We start from the raw sequence: 4279 nt of genomic DNA, 5'->3' as shown, positions 1-4279 counted from the left end.
CTCCAGCGCAGCCAGGTCCACACCCTCTCCCGCCAGGATTTCTTCCAGCGCGGATCGCGTACCCGATCCCGCCTCGCGCATGACCCAGCGTGCCGACTGCAGGTCGGCGGCGCTCAGCTTGCGCTTGCGCGTCCACGGATGACCGGGCGCGACGACGATGGCCATGCGGTCCTGCCCGATGACGTGGGCGACGAGCGCGGCGTCGTCGACGGCGCCTTCCACGAGACCGAGATCGGCCCGCCCCTCGCGCACCGCATCGGCCACGGACTGCGTGTTGCCAACGTCCAGCCGCACGTCGATCTGCGGATGCGTTTCGCGAAAGCGCACGAGCAGCGGCGGCAGCCAGTAGCTGGCGATGGTCTGGCTGGCCTGGATCGCCAGCGCGCCGCGCGCAAGGCCCGCCAGTTCGACCAGCACCCGCTCGGCGCCGGCGGCACGGGCCAGCGTCGCGCGGGCCTCGTCGAGGAAGATGCGGCCGGCCGCATTCACTTCGATGCGCCGTCCCACCCGGTCGAACAGCCGGGTGCCGTAGCGCTCCTCCAGCCCGCGAATGGCCGCGCTGACGGCGGATGGCGTCAGCGCGAGGGCGTCCGCCGCTTGCGTCAGGTGCTGGCGTTCGGCGACGGCCACGAAGATGCGAAGCTGGTCGAGTGTCATCGTTCGATTTTTGTATATGGTTCGTGCGGAATTTTAAGATGGACCGAACGAAACTGTCGAGCCGATACTGCAGGCTCGACCAGGAGCGCGACATGAGCCATCACATCCTTCGACTCATTCCCGGCATCGCGCTGAGCGCGACCGTCACCGGTGCCGCCGCGTTGCTGGAGCGCGCCGAGACCGTCGTCCTCGGCCACGCATGGCTCGAGAACCTCGTGCTCGCGATCCTGCTCGGGACCCTCGTGCGCACGCTGGCGACGGTGCCGGCATCGTGCGAGGCCGGCGTGCGATTCTCGTCCAAGGCTGTGCTCGAGCTGGCCGTCGTGCTGCTCGGCGCGTCCGTCAGCGCCGGCGCGATCGCTGCGCATGGCCTGCCGCTGCTGGGCGGGATCGCGCTCGCGGTCGTCCTGGCGATCATGTTCAGCTACGCCGTCGGCCGCCTGCTGCGGCTGCCGCACGAGATGGCCGTGCTGGTCGCGTGCGGGAATTCGATTTGCGGGAACTCGGCCATCGCCGTCGTCGCACCGGTCATCGATGCGGACGGCAGGGACGTCGCATCCTCGATCGCATTCACGGCCGTGCTGGGTGTCGTCGTCGTGCTCATGCTGCCGCTGCTCGACCGGGTGCTCGCGCTGACGCCACTTCAATATGGCGTCTTCACCGGCATGACCGTGTATGCCGTGCCGCAGGTCTTGGCCGCGGCGGCGCCGGTGTCGCAGGCGAGCCTGCAGGTCGGCACGCTGGTCAAGCTGATGCGGGTATTGATGCTCGGCCCCGTCGTGCTCGTGCTCGCGCTGGCGATGTGCCGGCGCACGGGCGGCAGGCGGTCGGCGCCGCGGCTCGCGCAGCTCGTCCCGTGGTTCATCGTCGGATTCCTCCTCCTGATGACGCTGCGCTCCGCCGGCGCGCTGCCGGCCGTGGTGTTCGAACCGGCGCATGTGGCGTCCGGATGGCTGACCAGCATGTCGATGGCCGCCCTCGGCCTGGGCGTCGACGCGCGCGCCGTGCTGCGTGCGGGCGGCAAGGTGACGATGACGGTCGTCGTGTCGCTGGTCGGACTGGGCCTGATCAGTTGGGGGTTGATTGCGCTGCTGGAGATCCGTTGAGGGCGTAATGTTGCACGTTTACCAAGGGAGCGTTGTCTGGATAAACTGTCGCCGAACCGATTGTGCTGCAGGACGAAACGCCGGCCGGGCTGTCCGCTCCCGGCCGGCCAATGCCGGAGTGATCCGCTGTTACTGCTTGCGCAGCAGTTCCGCACCATAGGGTTCAAGCCGCAGCGTGCCGTTCCACACCTGGCCGCCCAGCACGCCGGTTGCGGCGCCATCCAGCTTGATCTCCTGCGGCCTGGTCGTCGTGTTGACATACAACGTGCGGCCGTCCACCTCGCGGGCATAGACCCCTTCGGGCGTCTGCGGGCCGGGCGTGATGCCCAGCGAGCCGTACAGGGTGCGATACAAGGCCTGCATGACGGGGCGCTGCGCGGGCGTGGCGACGTAGATCGCCCTACCCTGTCCGTAGCGGTTCTCGGTGATGGCGGGCGGAGAATCTGCGACGTTCGTCAGGCGCGCGACGACCTTGGCGGTGGATGGCTCCAGCACTTCGTAGAAGGTCGTGGTCGTGGCGACCGTCTTGCCGTCGAAGCCGACTTCGAGCGGTGCCGCCGCATTGTAGTACTCACTGGTGCGCAGGCCGAACACGTCGCTGAGCCGGCCCGGCAGCGGCGTGTCGAACACCTGGCCCGTCTCGTTGACCTTGGCCGAGAACGCCGTCATCACGACCGTACCACCGTCCTGCACGTAACGGCGCAGTGCATCCGCGCTTTCTTTGTCCATGACGACGTCGGCCGCCACCACGACCATCTTGTAGCGCCGCAGGTCGTCGTGGCCGACGTTGATCACGGCCGTGTCGATGTTGTCGTTGAAGACGGGCGCGAACGCGTTGTGGATCTGATCCAGGTACGGGATCGTGAAGTACTGGCGCATGGTGTTCGATGGCCCCGGCGGATTCGATGCGTTGCGGCTGTCGAAGGAATACGCGAATGCGACCTTGGGTGCAGTATGACGGGGGAAGCCCATCCCTTCCAACGTTTTGTACTCGCGGGCAATCGTGGCGAATTCCCCCAGCTTCCAGGATGGCTTGCTGTCATGATCGAGCAGGCCCATCAACATCTGTTCCTCGCCCCCGAGGTGGGAATTGAACGTCCAGGCCATCGCCGACTGGGCGCCAATCAGCAGGCCGAAATGGGCCCACATGCGCGAGCGCCCTTTGGTGCCGTAATTTCCGCCACCGCCCGCCGTGAATTCATTGAACCAGATGGGCGTGTCCAGGCCCGCCTTCATCATCAGCGCCTCGAAGCCTGCGGAGATCGGCTCGCCGGGATAGAAGCCCATGGCGCCGTAGTTCGCGTAGTCGCGATACGTCGACAGGTAATCGAAACTCTTGCGCGGCGCACTGTCCCACAGGTTCGAGATCGCCGGCTTGTCTGCCGCATATTTCTTGCGCACGGCTTCCAGGTCGCGCAGCACGTCCACCGTGATGTCGGACCAGAAACGGCGCAGGTCGAGATTGCGCTCCGCCGGGCCGGGGCCGTCCGCGTACGGCAGTTGCACCTCGTCCCAGGACGACAGGTGGCGCGACCAGCGCTGGGTCGCCCAGGCCCGGTTCAAGGCGTCGAGCGTGCCGTATTTACGCTTGAGCCAAGTGATGAAGCGCGCGCGGTCGGCTTTCGAATACGACATGAAGGTATTGCCGATCTCGTTGTCGAAGCCGATGGCCAGGACGGACGGATGCTTGGCGTAGCGCTGCATCATCTTTTCGGCCAGGCGCACGGCATGGCGGCGGTAATCCATGTCGCTGATGTCCAGCATGTAGCGTTCCGCCGGATGCACGACTGCGCCCTGCGCATTCACCAGGTTCACGCCAGGATATTTACGATGCAGCCAGAGCGGCGCCGGCGTACCGGGAATGTCCACGATCACCTTGATGCCATTGGCCTGCATCGCATCGAGGATGCGGTCGAAGGCGGCGAACGTGAATTTGCCTTCTTCAGGCTCGAAATAATCCCAGGACAGGTCGCCCATCCGGACGACATTGAAGCCAGCCTCCTTCATCAGGGCGATGTCGCGCACGATCTGCTCGGTGGAGCGGTCAACCGGCTGGTAGCACGTGCCCACGAACAGCTGGCCATCGCCCGGCCAGCCCTGGGGCGCGGCCTGAGCGATGGATGTCGATGCGGTCAGCGCGGCCACCGCCAGCGCGATCGGTGCGACGAATCGGACCTTTGCGGACAACGAAATGGAAATCATGTGTTTAAGGGTAGAGGCGGCGAAAGGCTCGCACTGGGTTCGAGCATTCATTGGCAGTTATGTTTGAGATTGACGGGATACCCCCGGGCACAAAAGCGTAAGTGTGCTGTTACGTGCTCGAATAGCGATAATGCCGAGGTTTTCTGCAAGAATGCAGGATTTATCATGAATCGTGCAAATCTTGTCGGGCGTGTTCGACGTATTCTGGTGGCGCCAAGTCTGCAGGCACGACGCCGTCACTGTCCGGTAGCGCATCGCTCCGGGGTGCCACGCCCTTGAACACCTTGGGCGTGCAACCGTATTCTTCCTTGAAC

3 protein-coding genes are annotated in these 4279 nt (G+C 65.3%); 1 reads left to right on the top strand and 2 read right to left on the bottom strand.

Translation table 11 applies throughout. The annotated features are described in order from the left end of the window. Positions 1 to 657 (bottom strand): LysR family transcriptional regulator (locus tag AC1DYX_RS28540; RefSeq protein WP_477265192.1); only part of this gene is annotated, 657 nt, incomplete at its 3' end. A gap of 92 nt (positions 658 to 749) precedes the next feature. Here AC1DYX_RS28540 and AC1DYX_RS28535 point away from each other — a divergent pair. Continuing rightward, on the top strand, positions 750 to 1763 hold the full coding sequence (locus tag AC1DYX_RS28535; RefSeq protein ID WP_477265190.1) for a YeiH family protein: 1014 nt from the start codon (positions 750 to 752) through the stop codon (positions 1761 to 1763). Between the two features lie 129 nt (positions 1764 to 1892). Here AC1DYX_RS28535 and AC1DYX_RS28530 read toward each other — a convergent pair whose 3' ends face one another. After that, positions 1893 to 3965, bottom strand: coding sequence for a beta-galactosidase (locus AC1DYX_RS28530; RefSeq protein ID WP_477265188.1), 2073 nt, complete (start codon positions 3963 to 3965; stop codon positions 1893 to 1895). Between the last annotated feature and the right edge of the window lie 314 nt (positions 3966 to 4279).

The sequence above is a fragment of the Massilia sp. P2_C2 genome (assembly GCF_056404615.1).
Note: the sequence above shows the minus strand (reverse complement) of the source record. Positions and strands in the feature narration are given on the sequence as shown.